At 48.6% G+C, this 21252-nt stretch carries 21 protein-coding genes, 1 tRNA gene and 1 pseudogene; 10 read left to right on the forward strand and 13 right to left on the reverse strand.

Annotated features, from left to right (window positions below):
• The first annotated feature begins 20 nt into the window (after positions 1-20).
• Genes ADH66_RS17035 through ADH66_RS17045 form a run of 3 tightly spaced genes read left to right on the forward strand, consistent with a single transcriptional unit; the run spans position 21 to position 4444 of the window.
• Positions 21-3101: an RNA dependent RNA polymerase gene (locus ADH66_RS17035; RefSeq protein ID WP_236757103.1), complete on the forward strand. Its 3081-nt coding sequence runs from the start codon at positions 21-23 to the stop codon at positions 3099-3101.
• A complete protein-coding gene (locus tag ADH66_RS17040) occupies positions 3091-3954 on the forward strand; it encodes a hypothetical protein (protein ID WP_066538361.1) in 864 nt (287 codons plus the stop codon). Before ADH66_RS17035 ends, ADH66_RS17040 begins: the two co-directional genes overlap by 11 nt.
• Positions 3944-4444 carry a hypothetical protein gene (locus tag ADH66_RS17045; RefSeq protein ID WP_207653010.1) on the forward strand — a complete coding sequence of 167 codons (501 nt, stop codon included), beginning with the start codon at positions 3944-3946 and terminating at the stop codon, positions 4442-4444. The genes ADH66_RS17040 and ADH66_RS17045 overlap by 11 nt, the downstream gene beginning before the upstream one ends.
• Here the strand turns inward: ADH66_RS17045 and ADH66_RS17050 are convergent.
• Both ADH66_RS17050 and ADH66_RS21385 read right to left on the reverse strand, forming a co-directional pair.
• On the reverse strand, positions 4441-5091 hold the full coding sequence (locus ADH66_RS17050; RefSeq protein WP_066538357.1) for a vWA domain-containing protein: 651 nt from the start codon (positions 5089-5091) through the stop codon (positions 4441-4443). The two genes, ADH66_RS17045 and ADH66_RS17050, sit on opposite strands and share 4 nt — an antisense overlap.
• Positions 5092-5168: 77 nt before the next feature.
• Complete coding sequence (locus ADH66_RS21385) at positions 5169-5639, reverse strand: DUF5655 domain-containing protein (RefSeq protein ID WP_330397617.1); 471 nt, start codon at positions 5637-5639, stop codon at positions 5169-5171.
• Here ADH66_RS21385 and tnpB point away from each other — a divergent pair.
• From tnpB to ADH66_RS21900, 3 genes and pseudogenes are all read left to right on the forward strand, one after another.
• Positions 5527-6561 (forward strand): IS66 family insertion sequence element accessory protein TnpB, encoded by a 1035-nt coding sequence (tnpB, locus tag ADH66_RS17055; protein ID WP_084384397.1) that lies wholly within the window; start codon positions 5527-5529, stop codon positions 6559-6561. The two genes, ADH66_RS21385 and tnpB, sit on opposite strands and share 113 nt — an antisense overlap.
• A 49-nt stretch (positions 6562-6610) precedes the next feature.
• Positions 6611-7949, forward strand: a pseudogene (tnpC, locus tag ADH66_RS21210) (IS66 family transposase).
• 126 nt (positions 7950-8075) lie between these two features.
• Complete coding sequence (locus tag ADH66_RS21900) at positions 8076-8183, forward strand: hypothetical protein (RefSeq protein ID WP_456236496.1); 108 nt, start codon at positions 8076-8078, stop codon at positions 8181-8183.
• Positions 8184-8286: 103 nt separating this feature from the next.
• Here the strand turns inward: ADH66_RS21900 and ADH66_RS20230 are convergent, their stop codons facing one another.
• From ADH66_RS20230 to ADH66_RS17110, 9 genes are all read right to left on the reverse strand, one after another.
• Positions 8287-8424 (reverse strand): hypothetical protein, encoded by a 138-nt coding sequence (locus ADH66_RS20230; protein WP_157130646.1) that lies wholly within the window; start codon positions 8422-8424, stop codon positions 8287-8289.
• A gap of 276 nt (positions 8425-8700) precedes the next feature.
• Complete coding sequence (locus tag ADH66_RS17080) at positions 8701-9309, reverse strand: sister chromatid cohesion protein PDS5 (RefSeq protein WP_066538352.1); 609 nt, start codon at positions 9307-9309, stop codon at positions 8701-8703.
• On the reverse strand, positions 9306-9428 hold the full coding sequence (locus ADH66_RS21390) for a hypothetical protein (RefSeq protein WP_257789553.1): 123 nt from the start codon (positions 9426-9428) through the stop codon (positions 9306-9308). The genes ADH66_RS17080 and ADH66_RS21390 overlap by 4 nt, the downstream gene beginning before the upstream one ends.
• 3 nt (positions 9429-9431) lie before the next feature.
• A complete protein-coding gene (bcp, locus tag ADH66_RS17085) occupies positions 9432-9896 on the reverse strand; it encodes a thioredoxin-dependent thiol peroxidase (protein ID WP_066538351.1) in 465 nt (154 codons plus the stop codon).
• 1 nt (position 9897) lies between these two features.
• Positions 9898-10638 (reverse strand): peroxide stress protein YaaA, encoded by a 741-nt coding sequence (gene yaaA / locus ADH66_RS17090; protein WP_066538349.1) that lies wholly within the window; start codon positions 10636-10638, stop codon positions 9898-9900.
• On the reverse strand, positions 10635-10850 hold the full coding sequence (locus ADH66_RS17095; protein ID WP_066538343.1) for a DUF3791 domain-containing protein: 216 nt from the start codon (positions 10848-10850) through the stop codon (positions 10635-10637). The genes yaaA and ADH66_RS17095 overlap by 4 nt, the downstream gene beginning before the upstream one ends.
• Positions 10847-11317 carry a DUF3990 domain-containing protein gene (locus ADH66_RS17100; RefSeq protein WP_066538341.1) on the reverse strand — a complete coding sequence of 157 codons (471 nt, stop codon included), beginning with the start codon at positions 11315-11317 and terminating at the stop codon, positions 10847-10849. The genes ADH66_RS17095 and ADH66_RS17100 overlap by 4 nt, the downstream gene beginning before the upstream one ends.
• Positions 11314-11550, reverse strand: a complete 237-nt coding sequence (locus tag ADH66_RS17105) for a DUF3791 domain-containing protein (protein ID WP_066538334.1) — start codon at positions 11548-11550, stop codon at positions 11314-11316. The genes ADH66_RS17100 and ADH66_RS17105 overlap by 4 nt, the downstream gene beginning before the upstream one ends.
• 92 nt (positions 11551-11642) lie before the next feature.
• Positions 11643-13388, reverse strand: a complete 1746-nt coding sequence (locus tag ADH66_RS17110) for a DUF262 domain-containing protein (protein ID WP_066538332.1) — start codon at positions 13386-13388, stop codon at positions 11643-11645.
• A 124-nt stretch (positions 13389-13512) separates the two neighbouring features.
• Between ADH66_RS17110 and ADH66_RS17115 the strand changes: the two genes are divergently transcribed.
• From ADH66_RS17115 to ADH66_RS20235, 3 genes are all read left to right on the forward strand, one after another.
• A complete protein-coding gene (locus ADH66_RS17115; protein ID WP_201448085.1) occupies positions 13513-13803 on the forward strand; it encodes a nucleotidyltransferase domain-containing protein in 291 nt (96 codons plus the stop codon).
• Positions 13790-14179: an HI0074 family nucleotidyltransferase substrate-binding subunit gene (locus ADH66_RS17120; RefSeq protein ID WP_066538330.1), complete on the forward strand. Its 390-nt coding sequence runs from the start codon at positions 13790-13792 to the stop codon at positions 14177-14179. Before ADH66_RS17115 ends, ADH66_RS17120 begins: the two co-directional genes overlap by 14 nt.
• 227 nt (positions 14180-14406) lie before the next feature.
• Positions 14407-14535: transfer RNA gene (locus tag ADH66_RS20235), tRNA-Ser, on the forward strand.
• A gap of 297 nt (positions 14536-14832) precedes the next feature.
• On the opposite strand, the gene ADH66_RS17125 is transcribed toward ADH66_RS20235, so the two are convergent.
• Both ADH66_RS17125 and ADH66_RS17130 read right to left on the reverse strand, forming a co-directional pair.
• Positions 14833-18531: an SIR2 family NAD-dependent protein deacylase gene (locus ADH66_RS17125; RefSeq protein WP_066538327.1), complete on the reverse strand. Its 3699-nt coding sequence runs from the start codon at positions 18529-18531 to the stop codon at positions 14833-14835.
• A 693-nt stretch (positions 18532-19224) separates the two neighbouring features.
• Positions 19225-20043 carry a Nif3-like dinuclear metal center hexameric protein gene (locus ADH66_RS17130; RefSeq protein WP_066538325.1) on the reverse strand — a complete coding sequence of 273 codons (819 nt, stop codon included), beginning with the start codon at positions 20041-20043 and terminating at the stop codon, positions 19225-19227.
• A gap of 390 nt (positions 20044-20433) precedes the next feature.
• On the opposite strand from ADH66_RS17130, the gene ADH66_RS17135 reads away from it, so the two are divergent.
• A protein-coding gene (locus ADH66_RS17135) for an IS5 family transposase (RefSeq protein ID WP_088364400.1) occupies positions 20434-21230 on the forward strand; the annotation gives its coding sequence in 2 pieces (ribosomal slippage) (positions 20434-20824 and positions 20824-21230; 798 coding nt in all).
• The last annotated feature ends 22 nt before the right edge of the window (positions 21231-21252 follow it).

Raw genomic sequence — 21252 nt, forward strand, 5'->3', positions numbered from 1 at the left:
GAAAGAAATTTTGATATAATGTGGAAGAGGTGAAGGCAGTGGCACAAGTCAGGTACAGAATTTTTACCATGTCCGCAGCGGCGCTCATGGCCTACGCGCAGGAAGGTGCCGAGGGTTACTATACCTTTGCGCTGAATGTGAAGGCTACGGAGAAATGCAAGGTGCAAGCCTCGCTCCATGAGCAGCAGGACTGTGCGCTGTTCTTCCAGGCTATGTGCGTACTGCATGAGGACAGCTACCAGATGCCAACGGAAGATACATTGGTCAGCGACCTGTCGGACGTGATCTGCTACGTGGATTTTAGCAACATCTTCGACCGCAATGCCGCGCAGAACCGCCACGCCATCCGCCAGAAGAAAGCGGAGAGTATGTTCCGCCCCGAGGGTATCACGCTAGACTTTGGCGCTGGCCCACACAGATATGTGGCATTCGAGCGCTCCAACAGCATGAGCCGCAAGTCACAGCTTTCTTTCGTCCGGGAAGACTTTTACGAGCCGCTGCGCCAGGGGATCATGCTGGATATGGAAATTGGGCCGTGCCAGTTGAGCAAGCTGTATGCCTATAATGGGCTGATGCTGTCCGGCGGTACTCGAATCGACGGAATAGAAATTGACAGGCCGCACAGGGTTATCGTGATTGATAACGAAGAAGCCGTTGTGCAGAGCGTTCCTGTCATCACGGTTGAGGACGATGGGAGTATAGGAAACGTCCGCAAATATCATCGGGTCGAGCGCAAGGAAAAGATTACGGTCACCTGTTTTGACGGCGAGGGGCTGATTTCAAAAGAGTACGCTAGGGAAGTTGACAAGGCGTACTGTGGCAGGCATATCCACACGTCTTTTCAGATCCGCCTGCCATACGTCAAGGGGATGCTCCATCAGGTAGACTTCAAAGATTTTCTCACCAGCGGCGGCTGTCAAACGATTACCGACATATGGGGCGTGGAGCATAATGTGCGTGACGTGAATATTATTCTGACGAAGTCGATGTTTAAGGGGTTCGGTTGGCTGACTGAAAATAATATGACTTGGAACGATTACTGGAAAGCGTTTCGGAAGCGCCGCCATGCGCTTTACATCACGCAGACTAGCAAAGAAAAGCCAGAGAGGTTCACCACCCTGAACTACCAGTTTCTGAACACGGTTTCCATGACCGCTGACGAGTTTCGTCCCAATGATTTGCCGCTGTGGTGGGATGATTCTCCTGCAAATGATAAGCGTCACTGGCTGACAAAAGAAGCCGAATTAACTTACTATAGTTACTGTTCGGACGATGATTTCCGCAAACAATATTTTCTGTCGGCGTTGGAGCGCAGGTGGTTTTCAAAGAAAAGCAAGGCGTATTACATGGCGAGGGTTTTGAAGAAGAACTCCCTGTTCATAAACGAGCCTGTGTATACAAAGGAGTTGGATTCAAAGGCGGAGAAGGTTCTGAATCAATATGCGATTGGACAGCTTATAGTTGCTGGAGATAATCGGTTTTTATCTGGTGATTTACTGGAGCTTCTTACTTCATTGCTCCCAAAACGAACCCCAAAAGATAAAGCAAAACGAACTTTCTTAGCGGTGGCAATCGGCAATCAATTTGCAAATAATTCTTTCTATGCACCGAAGGCAGCTTATGAACATGGCCGTGAATGTACTCTGCTCCGTAATCCACATATTGCCCGCAACGAGGAAATTCAGCTAAATTGTTACACCGATGTGGAGCAGATGCGCAAGCATTATTTGGGTCATCTCACTGATGTGGTGATGGTGGATTCTCACACGTTGACAGCTGAGCGTTTGGGTGGCGCCGACTTCGATGGTGACATGATAAAGACCATCTCCGATCCAATTCTGAACACCTGCGTAAAACGCAACTACCAAGATTACAGCTCTGACATTACCAGACAGACCAATGGCAATATACCTCTTTTGAAAATACCCACCGTTGAGCCGCAGATTCGTGATGCCAACGACTGGTATGCCCGGTTTGAAACGGTACGCAATACCTTTTCCTCACGGGTCGGACAGATTTCAAACGCCGCTTTAGATAGAAGTGTCATTGCATATAATGAAAACTCCGATTCGGAGTTGCAGCAACGCTGCAGGGAAGAAACAGAGATTCTGGCTATCCTTACTGGGCTTGAAATTGACTCTGCTAAGAGCGGCGTTAAGCCGGATTTGTCGGAGTATCTGAACAAGAAAGTTGTGAATCGAAGTTTGTTTTTGCAGTATAAAAAATTGTTGGAGTCGGCGGAGGTTCGAGGGAAGTGGTATGAGCCTACCTTCCGGGAAAAGCGCAAGGAGTTTTTTGAAAAAACAGATTGGAGTAAGGTGGATTCCAATTTGGAGCGGCTACCTTATTTGGCGTATCAGTTGAGAAGAAACACACCGAAACTCAAACCCAAGCCTGCAAAGGACAGCGAGCTTTTTGATTTTGCACGGGAGCCGGGTTGGACAGAAAAGCTCGACCCACATATTCTTTCTTCTGTATCGGCCTTTTTGAGTGACTACGAGGCCTGCCTATCCCGCATACGCGCTTGCCGAGTACCCGTTCAGAACAAGCAGAGAAAGAACGATATTGAGAGAATTTTGTTCAGTCGGGGGCAGGAGGATACCTACGATTCGGACGAGCTATATGCGGCTTTCCAGGATATTTCCGCGGAGAGAATCGCTGAGATTCGCGCGGTCATTGCAGATAGCAAATGGCATTTTATGGACGGTGAGTCCCGATTTGATTTTCTGGAAAGTTATCTGCCGGAGCTTGAGAATTACCATGAACTGTTTGCGGATTTCAGGTATGGTGGTTACCGCATTCTGGGTGATTTGATTTGTGATATTGACGATGAGAACCGATCGACAGACAGGAAGAAATATCTGCGTAATACGGATTCGGACAGTTTTCATCAGATGATGAACGCTTATCTCGAGCAGCCTTTGCGGCATGATTACAGGGAGATAGTTGCGGATAAGTGCAGAGAGATTTTGGACATAATCGAGAAACCACGATTGGCTGTGCGGTACGTGGTTGCGCTGGGAAAGCGCGATTTGTTATGGGATTTGCTCATCGACCATATCGAGGAGAATGTTCTCAAGGAGGAGTCTCATGCTGAATGAGATTGAAGAGTTTCGTGCTTATACTGAACTGCCAATTTATAGGGCAACCAGCAAACGCGACACGACTTATATGGGGCGTTTCACCTTGGATATGATTCTTAATTTCAACGGTCTGGCTCGCGTCCTGACGATTCTTGCCAGGGGATATCTGTTTGCAGATCCAGACGAAAATCCCCGAGACAAGATTGACTATGCCCGCCAGGCACTCTGCGCGTGGTGTAGCGTCCCGGACAAAAAGAAAGCCAGCCCTAAAGAGGACTGGCAGTTCAAAAGCGATTTTAAGGAGCTGCATGGGGAGTTTCCTGAGTTGGTGGACGAGAATGGTGTTGGTTGGTTCTGCCGTCATGTTCACAACATCGCGCGGTTTATGAAGAATAATCCTGATAGTGTGAGCAAGACAGCGTATGACAAAGCGGATATCATAGATAAAGAATTTGATGCGGCTTGGCGAAAGAAGGTTGTGCAGTTTCAAGTACCGATTTTCTCACAGGGTACGAGCGGCGCGTGGATTCTGAGGTTTGATGATGTGTTGGCAGATGTATTGGAATTGGGGTCGTTGCGAAACAACAGCATTGATTTGCCGGACGGTGTTCTCAAGCGAATTGAAGAGCTCCGGCCTGTGAAGGTGCCGTTAGAGGTTATCCGTATTTTGGTGGCGTATTACCTAGCGAACAAGCAGGAGGATTCGGAGTGGGTCGTGTTGCCGGTCACAAACTTTGACGCATTTTTTGGCAGTACCATGTTCAGCAAGAAGTGGCTGCCAACTATTCCCGAGAGCATTATCCTGCGGAAGAAGGAACGTCTTGGTGTGGCGCGGTACAGGCTGAACCCTGCTTTAGTAAATGAGAAATGAGATGCACGTCATGGTATACGGCGCTATCTTGGACAAGGGCCAGCCTCATTTCACCGATATGCACGTCATCATGCGCGGCCTCGGTTCCATAGGCCCACACCATAACTGGCTCATCACCGACTGGACCTGCTACGCCTACCCGCCCGAAATGCAGAATGATTCTGAGTGGAAAACCGGCCCCGAGCTGATGGAGATGCTGAACCACCTTCCGGGCGTACAATGGGTCTGGGGCGTGTTCTCTGGCTTCGAGCCGCAAGTCACCAGAGAACAGGCCCTACAGTACCCCATGCCATACGCCGACGGGAATCCGGGATTTTGGACGAACCCGCCAACACTTCAGCACCCACTGGCGAGCGTGGAGATCGTGGCGTTTGACAGTGCATTTGTGCTCCTGTTAAGCAGGGAAAGAGAGGTTTATGAGGCTTTCCGGGCGGCGTTTCCCCCAAGTAAAGACCTCTTTGAGATGAACGCAAGTTATGATCGGGTTTAGCCCCGGCCCCACCGTTTCTTGCGGTCCTTTCTAATCCTCTCCAGCGGTGCCTGGGGCACCGCGCCCACCGCCCGGAAACTTGCCACTGCGTCGCTCATAGCCTGAAAATTGAGCTCTGTTCCCGCCGCGTCCGGCACATAGTCCACCGCCCGGTCTGCGGAGATACCAAACCGGCCGGCGGTCTCCACCGCATCAATATTCGCGCCCAAAAACACGAACTCCCAGTTGTACTTCTCCTTCTCAAGCTCGATCATCTTTTTGACCCTCTCAGCACTGAACTCCCGGCTGGAATTCTCCTCGCCGTCAGTGATGATTACGAACATCACCTTCTCAGCGCGGTACTCCTCCGTCGTGCTTTTCTGCACCGAAACGAGTTTCTGTATCGTCAGCCCTACAGCGTCCAGCAGCGCAGTTGGCCCGCCCACCTGGTACTCCTTTTCCGTCATGGGCCCCACCGCGCGGATATCGATGCGGTCGTGCAAAAGCTCATATCGGTTGTCAAAGAGCACCGTGGTAATGCGGCACTCTCCGTCCAGGGCCTTTTGCTTATTTAGCATGGAGTTGAACCCGCCGATGGTGTCCTTTTCCAGGCCCGCCATGGAGCCGCTTTTGTCCAGGATGAACACTAATTCCGTTAAGTTTTTCATGAAAATGACCTCCTGTATTTTGGTGACTCCATCATACCAAAAGCAGGAGGTCTTTCGGTCGCTTTCAAAGCGACAAGTTACGATTTCCATTTGGCCGCTGAAAAATCATACGCCTCGCGCACCCAAGCAAAAAACTCTTGGTCAAGTTCCCCGGTGCTGCCTATCACAAAGTGTGTCGTCCACCGGCCCGGATACGGTTCGGTTTTCGCCGCCACCCGCCTGGATTCCAAAGGATATGGCAGGCCCAGCGTGACGACGATGTATGGATCGGGCAGCTCCGCTTTGCGTTTCACCCGCATGAGGGAGACGCAGGCGAATACCCGGCGGTTGGAAAAGGTGATCTGGGTGTAAGCGAAAAATAGATACGAACCTACGCAAGAAAAGAAGAAGGCGGTATAATGAAGGAGGGATGAAGAAAAACGAAGGATATAAGGAATGGGAACAGAGCACAAATGCCAGTGGTGTGGGAAAGAGTTTGAGCCGACCTGCCACAAGAGCCGCCAGAAGTTCTGTAGCGCGGAGTGCAGAATAAAATACCATAACGCCAAGAGGTATTATGGGGGCAAAGTGGACGTCTGTCCGGAATGCGGAGCCCCCGTGGAGCAGAGCGGAGAGCGCGGCCGTTGGAGGCGTTTTTGCAGCGACCGCTGCCGCCAGGAGTACCATAGAAAGCAGAGGCAGGAAAAGCAGCATGAGCAGGGACGAGGGAAACAGGTCTGCCCCAATTGCGGGGTAGAATTTGAACTGGACTGGAACTGCAAGACCCGGCGTTTTTGCAGCGACGAGTGCCGGAAAGAGTGGTGGAAGGAATATCGCAAGGCAAACCCGTCCAGGGAGCCGGGAATGCGCAGATGCGCGTTTTGCGGAAAAGAGTTCACCAGCGAAAGGTGGCATGGCGGGGAGTACTGCAGCCGGGAGTGTTATTTGCAGGCCATGGCACAGACGAGGGAGGATAGGGTCTGCGGCTGGTGCGGAGAGGGATTCAGCACGTTTGTCAAGTCAGAGCAGAAATACTGCAGCCGGGAATGCGCGGCAGCGGCCCGGCATGACCCTGGCCACAAACGGGGCATGAGGCGCATCCGGTACACCAACGCGGAGGATTGGAAGGAACAGCTGCATGAGGCCAGCAAAAAATCCCCACCCCCAAGACGGGGGAAAAGGGTATGGCTGGTGTGCGGGGAAACCAGCATGTATACGGGGCTGGACGGGCTGCTGGGGATCATCCGGTATCAACTGAACCACAGCCCCTATGACGGAAATCTGTACGTTTTTCGTGATTTGAGTGGCACCATGATAAAATATTTAGAGTGGGACGGGGCGGGTTTCTGCCTGAGCAAGCGCCGTGCCCAGAGCGGGAGCTACCCTTGGCCGCCAGCTGAAGCAGGAAAGGTATTGGAAATAACGGAGAAAGAATTTGAGTATTTAAAAAGCCGGTCAATTGTGCCATGCAAGGAGAAAAAGCCCAGGTAAAATGGGCTTTTTCTATTGCAGTTTTTCTTGTTTTTGGTATAATTAAGTTATGGAAAACACAGGGAAAAGCGCCGCGCAGTGGCAGGAAATCGTCAGCGAGAAGGACAAAGAAATAGCGGAGTTGCGCAAGCAGGTGGATTGGTTCAAGGGGCAGTTCAAGCTGCTGCAATCCAAACAATTTGGGCCGTCCAGCGAAAAGAGCGTAGAGTTGGAGGAACAGACCTCGCTGTTCAATGAGCCGGAAACGCTGGCAGACCCTAAGGCAGCAGAGCCTGATTTAGAGCAGATCGTATACAAGAGGAAAAAGCAGGCTGGGAAACGGGAACTGGACTTTTCTAAGCTGCCAACAGAGCAAATTGTTCACGAGCTGCCAGAGGGAGAACAGGTTTGTCCGGTATGCGGCGGGAAGATGCATGCCTGCGGCCACGAGGTTGTTCGGAGGGAACTGCGGTATGTCCCGGCGCAGTATAAGGTAGTGGAGCACGTCCAGACGGCCTACAGCTGCCGGAATTGCGAGAAAAACGCGTTAGCCACGCCCATGAAAAAGAGCGAAGTCCCAGCGGGGCTCCTCCCTGGCAGCGGGATCGTTTCGCCCAGCCTGCTTGCGCACATTTTGAACAACAAATATGCGCTGGCATTGCCGTTGTACCGGCAGGAACAGGAATTTCAGCGGATCGGTGTGCCGGCAGACAATGGCAAACTGGGTGATCGCCACCCACGAGAGATGGTTTGAGGATTTCTTCCAGCGTTTGCGCAGTGAACTGCTCTCTAACGAGATACTCCACGCGGACGAGACCACACTGACCGTGCTGCGGGAGGATGGCAGGAAAGCTACACAAAAAAGCTATGTGTGGGTCTACCGGACCTCTGGGGACAGTGAAAGGCCGGTGGTGTTGTATGACTACCAGCCCAGCCGGACCGGGGAACACGCCAAGGCTTTCTTGACGGGTTTCTCAGGATTTCTCCACACCGATGGGTATGAGGCCTACCATTGTAAGCTGCCGCCGGACATAACCGCGGTTGGGTGTTGGGCCCACATGAGGAGAAAATTCACAGATACTCTCAAAACTCTGCCCAAAGACGCGAGGGAAAAGCATCCGGCACAGACTGGATTGCGTTACTGCAACAAATTGTTTGAGCTGGAAGCTGGATACACGGAGAAAAGGCTCTCCTTCCACAAGCGGTTCCAGGCAAGGAAAGAGTATTCTGTACCCATAGCAGAGGAGTTTTTTGCCTGGGCTAAAAATGAATATGACCGCAACCCCGTGCCAAAGTCTGCCTATGGCGCGGCGCTGACTTATACCGTAAAGCAAAAAGAGTGGTTGATGCACGTGTTCCTGGATGGGCGCTTGGAACTGTCCAACAACCGTGCGGAGCGGGCTGAATAGTAACCTTGCGGTTACTATCGGCCCTTTGCCGTGGGCCGGAAGAATTGGCTGTTTTCCAACACGCCCAGAGGAGCCAGCGCCAGTGCAGTCGCTTATTCTATTGTGGAGACTGCTAAAGCCAACGGCCTGCGGCCTTTCCGGTACTTCCAATTCTTATTGGAACGGCTGCCGGTAGGAACCTCTGCTGACGATTGCGCGCCTTGGAATGATGCGGCACAAGACTTGTGCCGATAACCAGTTGGCCAATTTAATGCATTAATTCTTTCAAAGAGCGGCTCCTTATGGGAACCGCTCTTGCTTTTTTCCTTTTTTACGAGGGTTCGTATCTATTTTTCGCTTACATCTGGGTCTTCTGCACCCGCAGGGTGATGTCTGGAAATAATTCAAATAATTTAGCGGCGAACGCCTCATACAGCGGCAGAGCGGCCGGGTATTTATCGAAAAACATCAGGCTGTCCTGGTTGATATAATCCATGCACATCCTCCTTCTCAGGACCCCAAAAGCGGCTGATCATACTGAAAAAGCACCTCGTTGATTTCAAAAATATCATACCTGCCGTTGACGATGAAATACTCCACTATCACGTCAAATTTGCTGGCGTGGGACAGGGCGTATCCAGCCCGCTCCAGAAGGCCGCCAGTCCCCTGGGAGGCTCAACTCCATCGCGACAGCGAGGGCCAAAAACGGGAGGCCTTTCGGTCGCTTTCAAAGCGGCAAGTTCTTTGCGGGAGATAAGAAAATGGAATTTATCTACTTCGATACCGTTGCTTTGATCGCCCCCAAGCTGTGTATCCTTACGACACGGTTCTTGTCTGTTTCTGATATTTGTTGCAGCTGCTCCAGAAATGGTATGACGAACTCCGGCCTGCGTTTACCGAGAACACGGAAGATTTCTGGTGCTTCCATCCTTACCTTGTCATCCGCATCATGCAAAAGTTTCTCAAATACCGGCATATGATTTTCATATATGCCGGGAGTGTTTGTGGCGATGTTTTCTGACGCCCATATGAAACTCAGCCTGACCTTCGCCGCCTCATCAGACGCAAAGCGGAACAGGTCTGCCCAATACGGTTCAATGATATGATAATTTCCTCGTCCAATCCTGCCGATGGCATTGACCGCACGCTCTCGCAAAAGCGGCGTCGGACTATCAAAGAAAGAAGCTATTACCGGAACCACCGAGTCATGCACCGACAAAGGAAATTCAAGTCCCATCTCCCCAAGCAGCCAGAGCGCCTTTGCCCGTATTTTCACGGATTCATGAGTAAGAAGAGATGAAACATATGGAATACTCTCTTCCCATCCGCTCCTGGCATTTGTCAATGCTCCAAGTTCCTTATAAAGTTCTAATTCACTCAATCCATCATCTCCTCAAATTTCAATTTGTCCTTGTTTATCTCGAAAAAATTATACCTACCGTTGACAATGGCGTCCACCCGCATTTTCGTGATGTCCTGACGGACAATGTGAAACGGCATAACTCACTTCTCCCCGCGCAAATATGCTAGAATTTCCGCCGCGTTGGTGTCCGGTTTCACCTTTGGCATGACCTTCTCGATTACGCCGTTTTCGTCAATAACGAACGTGGAGCGAACCACGCCCATGCTCACCTTGCCGTAGTTTTTCTTCTCCTGCCACACGCCGTAGGCCTCGATGGCGGCGCGCTCCGGGTCGGAGAGCAAGTTAAAAGGTAGGCCGTGCTTTTCAGCAAATTTCTGGTGGGAAGCCACCGAATCCTTGCTAATTCCAATCACCACGGCGTTGATGTTTTTGAACTCCTCATAAGCCCCCGCAAAAGCGCAAGCCTGCCGGGTGCAACCGGGGGTGTTGTCCCGAGGATAGAAATAGAGCACAACCTTTTGGCCCGCAAAATCGGCCAGCGATACCATGTTTCCGTCCTTGTCCGGCAAGGTAAACTCCGGGGCTTTTGTTCCAACTTCCAACATATTAGCGTCCTCCTTTGATGAATACAAATGTGTTTTCTGTAGATAATTCTGTATCAAAACGGTACTCTAAATCTGCAAATTTATGGATTTCTTCCGGGGCTTCAATATTGTTTTCGGCAAGCCAGCGCACCATCTGACCTCGGGCCATTTTGCACATGGTGCCCTTTTCAATGACCTTTCCGTTCAGCCACTCGCCGAATATGCAGGTCAGCATGGAGTTCTCGGGGAGGTATGGCATGACTGCTCTGCTATACTCCTTTGAGGCCAGGTTCAGTACCGAATCCCCCGCCAGCTCCTTTGCGATGCTGTCACCCCAAAAGGCATAGAGGTCCTTTGCACCGCTTACTGATAGCTTTGCCTGCATTTCCAGGCGGTAAGGTGTTACGCCGTCAAAGGGGCGGAGCAGACCGTAAAAGCCGGACAAGATACACAGATGCTCCCGCAGGTATTTTAACTGCCCGGCAGTCATCACGCCCGGAGCCATGTAGCGGTACTGGATGCCCTCGTAGGAGAGGATAGCCGGGGTTAAGTTTTGGCGCAAGTTCATGGATTTCAGGCGGTCTATGTTTAGTTGAGCGATGTTGTCGTTGCACTTCCAGAGGGATTGCAGTTCTTTTGGGGACATGGATTGGAGTTTTGCCAGCAGCCGTTCCGTTTGGGGAAGGAATTGGGGCAGGTTGCCTATGGGGAGGCTGTTCGCGTCTACATTCATTTTCTTTGCGGGGGAGATGATGATTTTCATGGGGTTTTCTCCCGGTATTCAATTTCCAAATCTTCTGCCAAATATTCATCGCTCATGCAGTGCATATCGGAAACGCCTTCACTCACCAAGGTGTAAACATTGGAGTGATAGAAAAAACTCAAGGCGCTGCTCAGGGAAATACCGGCTTTCTCAGCAAAACAGCTAATCACTCTGGCATACTTTTTTTGGAGCAGGATAGGATTAGCGTTCATATCATTTCGCTCCCTTCAAACTTCAGGCATTCCAGCGCCGTTAATGTCCGGAAACAGTATTGCAGATTCGGTTTCTCATAGGTCAGGCGTTTGATAGCCTCTTTTTTGTCAATAAGCTGGTCAAAGTAAAGCTCCACAGTGTTAAACACCTTGTCATTTGCAACGCCGCCAATTACTATATCGTAGTCGGTTGTGTCATTTCCGGTTCGGCACGCAAGAATATAGTCAATCCATTCCTCAGAATAAGATTCAAATCGCAGGACTTTCAATTTATGGTATGCGGTTTCAGTAAAGTCATACTTCGATACAACGCTATCTTTTCCCTGACGCTTGAATTTCCTGCACCAATTTACAGCCTGCTCAAAAAGCGGAGTTGTATAGAACCCACAGCCAAAGTCCACGTTTTTCCGTGAGTGGCTCAAGTCAGGTATGCGCACCTCCAAATATGAGCCGTGATAAAGAATCATGGTTTCACACCCCGCGTTTCCATTACCGAAAGAATATCGTCCACAATATAATCTTTTCCCTGTGTGTGCAGCACATCATATCCCGGCACAATATAGCTTATCAGAATGTCAGAATCCTCCAAAGCCTGATATACCTGCTTTGCATCTATCCCGAGCCGGGCAGCGATATTCTCAATGCAAAATATCGCAAACTCAAGCTGATCTATATTCTGAATTTCCATCTGTGTGTCCATTACTTTTCCTCCCGAGGGCATCTACAACATCATTATATCAGATTTCGTAAAGAAACACAGGGCTTGGGCAGCTTACAGATGATTTTTTAGCTCTATTCCTCGCTCAGCAATCCGTTCCCGTGCATAAAATCAATAAACCCGAAGATTATTTTGGCATTTCGCTGCACTATATCGGCCTCAGTAAAATCAGAAATTTGGGCTGCTAAATCGAGCAGTTCTTTGATTTTAGTACCTTCTCTTTTCTGCTTACGGCTATTCTCTCCGCCCAAATAATATTTTGCTTTATCTGCAAAATGATAATCAGCCGCGCGGATATTGATACGCTTTTCTAACAGAGCCTTATTGCCGAGGCTCTCGATATTTCTTGGGTTGGACAGAGATTGTTCCAGCTCCTGACGCTTTCTGGCGAAGATATGCTCGATTTCCAGGGCGTTTTCCAGAGAGAGCAGTTCCTGGCCCGGGTTCTGAAATTCCCACCAGGTCAGCATAGACTTGGTGATCGCCCGGTTATTGCTGAACACATAATTGTTCAATGCGTTCTGTACCTGCTGGGTGTGGAAAAGATAGCCCTCAAATGTTACCGGCTGACCGTTGACAATATTTATCATCTCCGCAAAGACAGGTGTGCGCAGGGCATTTACGCCGGGATTGGTCACGGCATAGGCCCAAATGAAAGCAGTAATTTTATTCAGGAAATCGAAGAATTTCTCATCGTCAAGACTGCCGGCGGCATTCCGGTTAGCCATGTAATAGACAGATACGAAGTATGTCCACATACCGTTTGGGGCATAATTCAACACAAATAGTCTGCGCAGGACACGGTCCGAAAAGCGCTCAACGCTTTGATTCTGGACATCGTTCCAGAAGTTTGCAAGGTCAATGATATTGTCAAAGGTCTCATCTTTTTTCAGCAGGCTGTACGTATTCTTTTCATAGAATTTGCGCAAGGCCTCCGTAGTAGACGACTTGATTCCCTGCTTTGCGCGTTCATAATACATATACCGCGTGAATATCTCGTCCATAGGTGTGCCAGTGATGGGGTGGAAAATGGAATCGCACAAAACCTCCAGGTCTTTCCATCTCTGAATGAACTCCTCCTTTTGCCCCTTTGACGAGTAAAATTTATAAAACTGTGCCTTGAATATATCAGCATCGGAAAGAGGCTTGCCCCTGTCGTTCAGTGTAGAGAATATGCGCAGAGCAGTATCCTGGGATTCGGCCTCAATGGGCAGCAGGATACAGTTATTCATGATACGGACAGGCAGCTTGGAAAACCAATCTGAATATTCAGACTGAAAGCTGACGATCTTCTGCTGGAAAAACCGATAATTGTTGGCGTAGCTGCTGGAGGCATTGTCCGGTATAACTCCGGTTTTCAGAATGTTTAGGAACTCATCCTTTTGCTTGTCCGTTGCAACCTCAGAGTTGATTTTGAGAGCGGTTTTATCCGGGTCACCAAACTCATCTGTTTTCCAGATGCACTGCTCAATCATTTTACTCGTCTTTATGGCCTTATCGTCCTTCATGCTGCCGTACTTCGCATAGAAAGCACGGAGAAGCAGCATCAGGGTAGTCAGTCTCTGCTGGCCATCGATAATTTCAAGCTTACCCTCATCGTTTTTGAATGTGACGATTGGGCCCAAAAAGTATTCGTCATCGCCATTGAATAGGTCGCAGTTGTTCTCGGGGAACGCAAAGAGGAACAGATCGTCCCACAAGGTCTGGCACTCCTTTTCACCCCAGGCATAGGGGCGCTGATAGTCTGGAATCAAGAAGTCGGCTTTTTTCTCACTGAACAGTGTTTTAACGCTTTTCTGATCTATGGTGATCTTTGACATAGTAATCTGCCTCGCTTTCCTGCTCTTGACATGATTATACCAGATTGAAAGCGTTTTGGAAAGGTTTATTGCAAATTTTGGGTTTTTCGTGTATGCTTTAAGTGTTGGGATGGAGGTGCGTCAAATGGCTTACAGCCTTTCAGAAACAATAAAAACTGAAATAATTGATTTAGCCCGCCGGTGCAATCTGGATAAGGTGATCCTCTTTGGCTCCCGGGCAAGGGGCGACAACCTGGAGCGCAGCGACATCGACCTTGCTATTCAAGGCGGCGATACCGTGGCCTTTGCTGCCAGCGCAGACGAAGATATCCCCACCCTGCTCATGTTCGACGTAGTGGATTTGGATAAGCCGGTGCAAACTGAGCTGATGGAGGAAATCAGAAGGGACGGCATAGTGATCTATGAAAAAGTTTGAAAACTTCTGCAAGGCGCTGGACAATCTGCGGCTTGTCCGGGATTTGAATGAGCCATACGATGTGCTGACCCTGACCGGCAGCGCCGCCCTGTTTGAGATATGCTTTGAGCAGGCGTGGAAAGCCATGAAGGAGATTTTGCAGGAACAAGGCTACGGTGAGGGGCAGACCGGCTCACCAAAGCAGATACTCAAGCTGGCATATAGCGCCGGAATGATTCAGGACGAGGAAAAGTGGCTGGCTATGCTGGTGTCGCACAACGATGTGACACATTCCTATAATGAGGAAATAGCGTTGGCTCTGGTAAGGCGCGTGAAAGAGGAATATATTGATTTACTGGACACGCTCAAAGCAGAATTGGAAGCCCGGTGGCTGTGACATTTGTTGGGTTTCCGCACATGATTCTTGTCCCGGTGCGGCATTGACGCGCCAACATCTGCACTGCCACACGCCACCGATTCGCTCTCAAAATGGCCCGGTTCTTCTCAAAATTCTAAGAATCGCTCGGGAATTTTCTTAGAACTGCTCAAAATCCGGAATCTGGCGCGACATCTACATTTGCGAATTTTCGCCGCTCCAAAACGCCGAAGCTCCCCGCAAACACTGGGGTTTTGGCGTTCTCTTATCTTCCATTTGGTTCTGCTGAAATCCCTCAAGTTCTGATTCTCGCACAGCACTCGAAATGCAGTTGTCCTTTACAGGGCACGTGGGTTCGAATCCCACACTCTCCGCCATCCTGTGGATATAAAAAAGATATTTGGTTTTCCTAGGATGGGGCGACCATACAAAAAAGATGCCTGTGGACTATTCGTGCTCAAAAAAGCCAGTATTTATGCGGATTTGCGGCCTGTTGAGGAATTGAAAAAACTACTATTGCAAAAAAGATGCCATTCAGATCAATTGTCATTCACCAATTCTGTTGCTAGACCTTTACACAGTGAATTTGCTAAAAATCTCTTACTCAATGAATCGCCTACATTTTTGTCGCTTTGCATAATTCTTCAAACCCAAAAACAAATCTAATCAAGCGCTCAATTGCCCTGGTTGCGTATTTCTCCAAACTCGTTTTCTGACTCAATGATATTCGTCCAGGTATCGAGCACCCCTAAAGTATCATTACATATGCACTTCTCTTTGATAACTTTCGCAAGGGCGCCCGCATTGATTCGTAGCAATCCTTTTTCAGAAACGGTTTCAGCTGCATCATTGATGCTTATTTTTGTCTTTTGAACGAGGCTATGCAAGCCTATCAAAAGATCCGACAATTCTTCTGACGAGACTATATTAGGACAAAACTTTATTGCAACTGTCATAGCTTGTAGGGCAAATAACAAATTCTGTGAAGCGGACCACATAATTTGATGAGAAATGGCTGCTATGCCACTATCAATTTCTTCTTTTGGCAGTAATCCATATTGGCTGTGCCGAAGAGCTACCGCTAAAACTCGATATCCCCATTCAGATACCTTTTTGTCTGGAGAGCACAGATAATGTGTTAACGGATCCGCAAATTGCAAATTTTGTACTAATTGCTCTTGCCACAGAGCAGCGATTCCATAGTGGGAGATAGCAGAACTCCTTAAAATTTCGCGAATTTCTTCCGTGTTCTCTCTATCTTTTGGGTTTGCTTTCCAAGAAGGAGAATTCTGAGTGAGCAGCCAAAGTGAATGAGCGGTTGAGTACATCAATGAAATTCGGCTGGATTTATACCCCAGAAAGTCAGAGCTTTTATCTTGAACATCAGAAGACAAAGATTTTAAGCGGAATCGGAATACACAAAGAATATTTGTAATCTCTTCTGGAGTAAAGGCATCGCTTTTTGATAAAGCTGCCGCATTTATTTCATTTAGAATGTCCACATCATTCTGAGGGCGTTCCGTTTTATCCATATACCCCTGTACTCTTTCTGTCAACTCCCGACATAAATAGCGAGTACAATCCACAGTTGGATGAGAAGGTAGAGAAAGACATACCACAGATAGCCACCCCTTTGGAGCATGAAACTGTTGTCCATCCCAAAGAGTGTCTCGTAATTGAACTGCCTGTGATTCCGTCAAGAGACCGGCTTCTAAGCAATGCAGAAGCTGCGATTGAACATGTTCATCCTGGACAGATTGAAGTAAAAGTAGATCTATTTCTGGGATTGGTTCGTCCAAAAAGAAAGCGGGCCTTGATGGCTCAACCGTCACATAGGATAAGGGAGAAGGGAAAAAACGCTGATCTTGGGGATTGCTGTCCAGTACAAGAAATCGCAATAGTTGTAAGAATAATTCTTTGTATTTAGACTTTGGATACACAGCCATTAGCCTCTTCATCAAAGAAAAAGTTCGCTGGTAACACAGCCTTTTTGGAGAATGATAAACCGTTTCCAGCCAATCCAGCAATTTCTGCATAAGAGGATAAGAACACTTGGTACAGAGTTCAGACAGAACCTCTGGTAAAACGTTAGCGGCTAAACAAGCAAAATTTTCTTTATAGAGCCAGCTCTGTGCTGTTATACTCTGTTCCGTATGCAGGAGAGCCTCCAAATAGAATTGTGTCCATTTATCGGCCTCCTCTCTTGACCATTCACTAAGTAGAGCTCTTGTGATAACTTCTCCAATCTGCTCGGCGGCGTTCGCACGAACCATCGTCAAAATACTCCACGGTGCAGAGCCGCATGCAATCCGCTTTGCTGCTCCACACGCCGCTTTTTTGTCGTATCTCACGTTCATGATTTGAAATGGTATGCCAGTTTCCTCACGAAAACGTAAGAAAGAATATGCTAATATGACGTCTTTATCCGGCCCTGAATGAAAGGAACCTTGTTCTGATCCGAAGTCGAAGCCAGTCGTAACAGAATGTGTTTTTAGTGGAATCCATGGCCCTTCCAGCTTACCTGTAAAACAAGTATTTTGTTCCCTCCACGATACTTCATGCTGCCTATGAAGTGTTTGATGATGCTCATCTATTCTCTTTTCTGTGTTCTCACTCACCGAGCGCGAGGAGGGACCTCTAAGCCCTGCACGCATAGTATTAGTTAGTGTAATATCTTGAGAATCAAGAGGTACACAATCACCCGTGGAGTTTGAGTTCTCATTTGAATTGGAGGTATCGCGGTGCGATGGGTTCTGCACCTGTTTCACATAATCTCGTAACTCCATCAATGCACTTTCCAATGACAGAAGGGCCTTGTCCGCCCAGTTCAGATGAGACAACCTGCGCCGGACTTCTGAAATTGCACGGCCCAAAGAATCAGAAGCTAAATCAAGTTTTCCACACTCCGCAAGAAGTCCGGCTTTCCGCAGGCACCATAGCGGCATTGTAATCGGTGGATTCCAATGCTCCACTTCCTTCATGAACTCCTGGAATTTGTATCGTGCTCTATTGCAGAGACATTTTTCCCAGAACAACTGCTGCATTTGCTCAGGATTGAGGGAAGGATTATGGATAAGACTTTTGTATAGATCATCCCAATCATTCCAATTTCCATCTTCTCTTGCTGTTCTCAGCATGGCGAGTTGGATTTCTACAGCTTTTGTCGATTCCTCAAGCTGGTCTCCGTTAAGGATATCCAAATAGCAATCCCACTCTTTATTAATAATGGGAAGCAAAGACTTTTCATGTATCCAGTTATACTCATACAGATAATCTAACTTCTGTGCGGAAGATACGCTGCCATCCTTGCAATACGTAAATAGTATGTGGCGGGCATAATTCAAAACATTTGACTGTAGTCTTTGGAGAGCACCGGCAGGAACAGTAAGCCAGCCTGGATATGACTCACGGACTAATTTCAACTGATCCGTGGCTTCTATCAGCGAAATATCGCTCCCATCCATATTGTAGAAAGCTACTCCCTGCGGCCAAGTATCTTCTTTTTGCGTACTGGATAGTTCAGAAAGATTGATTAAAGCCTTTTGGTAAATCGAGTACGGCGAACTACTCTCTGTAGACAACTGAGATAAATCCACGGGGATCACGTTCTTGCGATATAGCATTTTTACTTCAATCTCGCTAAGAGGCCGATGGGTTAACATATATATTTGAGGGCAGTTGTCTTTCCCCAGATTATCCCTGATCCAACCAATCCATTTTTGGAAGTTTGGATCATTGCCTGAAAAGCCAATCAAGCAAAGAGTGTTCTCCAGCAAAGACTGCTGAACAGTATTGACAAACGGAGCAAATTTTTCAGGGTAAGTCCGATAGTCTTCCGCAGTAATGATAAAAGGGCGATGGGATGGGAAAGTGCCATGTAATTTCACAATGCGGGTGATCCCTGAACTGCCGACAAGATCTTCTTTTTCTCTCACCACCCGGAATGGTATTTCTGTAACCTCCTTACTGGTGCGTTCAAGAAGGGTATCATAATTTGTTGTAAAGATGTCTGACCAGGGTAAAGAAAGAAGCTGATAATAGAGTGAAGACGGGAGATAATCGTCATCCCGTATTTGGTCTAGGAGCAGACGGTCAAGTTCGGGCCGGCCATACATGACCTCAAATTGTTCTGCTAAAGTTAGTGGGTCCGTATCCTGCAAGGCGGCTTTCTTCTCCGGAGAATGGGCTAAACGATCTATAAATTCATTTTTTAGATCATTCCACAAAGGGATATTGCCAACACTCTCGTCAATTTTGTCTGCATTAAGGCCAAACCCTGCGCCGACCATTAATGCAGCGTGTCCTTCCTGTAAGTGGCTGCCGATTATTCTTAGGTATTTTAACGTAGTACTATCGTGAATAGAGCCTTTCATTTTATCCTCCCAAACTATATAAAAAGCACAAAATTATATCTGACGCCATTCCACCGACACATAACTGTTGTCTCGCTCGATTACTTTAACTATATCAGAATTTCACACGTTTTTCAAGCCAAGTGTGATGACTCAAGGTGGAAAGTATGGTATACTCAGCTTGCATAAGGAGCGATAACAATGAAAAGTAAGTATGACCTGTCACAAAAACAAGCGGTAATTTCCCGCTACAGAGCTGGTGAGTCCATTTCCCGGATTATCCAAGACAACGGCATCCCAGAAGTACAATTTATAACTGGTTAAAACTAGCAAAGACCGCTGAGGATGATTGCAAGGAGCCTATCCTTCATAACTTCCGCCTGTTGGAGAATAAGGTCAAACGTTTAGAGGCGATCATTGAAATTCTCAAAACCGCGGAATGTTCTCCCAGAGATCCTCTCAAAGTGAAGTTGGGTGCGTTAGAAAGGCTGCATGAGCAGCATACATATAGCGTGCACATGATCTGTGAGGCTTTGGATGTGCCGAGAGGCACCTTTTACAACCACGTTCTGCGCGGCAAGCGAGAGCATACATGGTATGCGGAAAGACGAAAAGAACTCAAGGAGGATATTCAGGAGATATATGACCATAGCCATCAGATATTCGGTGCAGAGAAAATTACGGCTGCTCCAGTCCGTAAGTCCTTACTATCTTTCAGTCGAAAGCAATCCACTTGTACTGGTTTCCAGACTGGAAGAACTTGACCGGCACCGCGCCGCCCAAGTCGTCCGCCAGCCACTGGGCCATGTACTCCATGCCAGGCTCCTCCCAGTTGAAGTGGCCGGGGTTTAGGAGCGCCAGCTTCTGCCCAAAGAACAGCCCATCTTGCACATATTCGCCCACCGTCCAGTCCACCACCTCGCCGGGAATGAGCACTTGCACGCAGTTTTCTTTTACGAACCGCAGGACTTCTCTGTCCATGTCCCCACCCAGGAAATGGAACACCACCGCAGCCCGCTCCACCTCCATCTCCGGGTCGCCGATGATGCGGATGCCGTCGATACCCATGGCCTGGGCCAACTGTTCGGCTACGCCCGCCACGGTTGTGGAAGGCAGCTGGAAGCAGCAGCCGGGCATGAACTCATCGCTTAGTGCGTATTTTTCCCAGCCCAGCTTTTTGGCGACGCCGGTAAAAATCCCGTCGGGCCTGTCGCTATGTAGGTGGTCATGGTTGCGGTAGACGGTCATGCCGGTTTCCTCCAGCAGGGCTTTCTTGACCAGGTAGACCGGGTCGCCCTCCAGCCAGTCGGTTTTGTCCCAGCCGTCAAAGAAGGTGGGCTCGTGGCAGATAAGCAGGTTGCAGCCCTCGTTGGCCGCCTGCCGGATCACCCGAGCCGTGGGGCAGCAGGTCAGGGCCACGCCGGTGCATTCCTTGGAGACATCCCCCGCGATGACCCCATCGCAGGTGGGCTGGGCAGGGTCAAAATTTTTGTGGTGGGATTCCATGATCTCGATGACTTCTTTGATTGTCACGGTCAACACTCCTCGTATAATAAGTTTATAAGTTAATAAATCAGGTACCAGCAGGCCGTAAGATACCCGTGGTACAATAGCTGTAGGACAGCAGGATAAGTTCTATATTCTCCGGTAGAACCGCAAGGTTGCTACAAAGAAAGTCCGTCCCCCCGAGCCGGAAGTAAGCTGCAAACTCACTGGCTGTTTGCCGGGGTGAGGCCCCCTCAGCCCCAGCGGCGAGCCGCTGGGACAGGCAGTGGAGGGGATCGCATCGGCCGCTCCTCGGAATGATTCTCATACGCGAGGTTGCTGAGGCTTCCGGTTATCATGGGTATCTTAGAACCTGTTTAGTATCTAGCCAACCATCCGGTCCAGTGATAAAATAGAGGGGATGAGGGGGGAAGACAGGTGAGGAAAAGCTATCCAAGTGACATCAGTCGGAAACAATTTGAAGAAATACGCGAGGAATTGTCCAGAGTCAAAAAGCTAACACATCCCAGAAGCTACGACCTGTATGACATATTTTGTGCAGTTTTGTATCTGTTGAAAGAAGGATGCACATGGCGAGCCATCCCACATGATTTCCCTAAATGGCAAAATGTGCGGTATCATTACGACATATGGTCAAATCCAGATGAAAATGGAGTCAGTGTTCTTGACAGGGTTTTACGCAAACTGGTGGAAGCAGAGCGGGAAAAAAACGGACGCAAGGCACAAACAACAATGATAATTGTCGATTCCAAAAGCATTCAAAATGCTGATACCGCAGAAGAAAAGGGCTATGACGCGGGGAAAAAGTATCTGGGATAAAACTACATATTGGCGTGGACATTTTGGGGCTACCCCACGCAATTATGGTGACGACCGCCAATGTAACAGATCGAACCGGCGCAATTGATATGGTTGATTATTATTGTGATGTAACCGACCATCTGTCTGCGCTCAAAAAGATTATGGCAGATGGAGGCTACACCGGAGAAACATTTGCAAACTCAATCAAGGATCTTTCTGGTGCGGAGGTTGAGGTCGTTAAGCGCAACGAGCTCCATACTTTTGCTGTCCTGCCAAAGCGCTGGATTGTGGAGCGCTCTTTTGCCTGGCTCGACAAATGTCGGAGACTCTGGAAAAACTGCGAACGTAAATTACAGAACTCTTTTCAAATGTTTTCTCTTGCCTTTATTCGTCTGCTCTTAAATAGATGCTAAACAGGTTCTTACAGCCTGTTGG

Source organism: Acutalibacter muris (assembly GCF_002201475.1).
GTDB classification, from domain to species: Bacteria; Bacillota; Clostridia; order Oscillospirales; family Acutalibacteraceae; genus Acutalibacter; species Acutalibacter muris.